The sequence below is a fragment of the Streptomyces sp. SID13726 genome (assembly GCF_010548375.1).
GTDB lineage: Bacteria > Actinomycetota > Actinomycetes > Streptomycetales > Streptomycetaceae > Streptomyces.
In genome coordinates, this window is the sequence record NZ_JAAGLY010000694.1 from 1 (window position 1) to 406 (window position 406).

General features: G+C 70.2%; 1 protein-coding gene. It reads right to left on the minus strand.

All coding sequences use genetic code 11. The features are described 5' to 3' along the window. A partial coding sequence (leuD, locus tag G3I78_RS49820; protein ID WP_164437292.1) for a 3-isopropylmalate dehydratase small subunit occupies positions 1-406 on the minus strand: 406 nt, incomplete at both ends.

Genomic DNA, 406 nt, shown 5'->3' on the forward strand with positions numbered 1-406 from the left:
CCAGCAGGCGCCAGCGGGCGTTGTCGTCGAGTTCGAACTCCGCCTCGATTCCCGCCGCGCGGACCTGGCGGGCGACCAGGTCGACCGTCACCTCGGCGGTCGGGTCGGCCTCGGTCAGCGCCCACAGCCGGTCCACGGTCTCCTGCGGCAGGACCACCGTCAGCAGACCGTTCTTCAGCGAGTTGCCGCGGAAGATGTCGGCGAAGCGGGGGGAGATGACCGTCTTGAACCCGAAGTTCTGCAGGGCCCAGACGGCGTGCTCGCGGGAGGAGCCGGTGCCGAAGTCGGGACCGGCGACCAGCACGGTCGCGCCCTGGCGCTCGGGGCGGTTCGTGACGAACTCGGGGTCCTTGCGCCAGGCCTCGAAGAGTCCGTCCTCGAACCCGTCGCGGGTGATCTTCTTCAG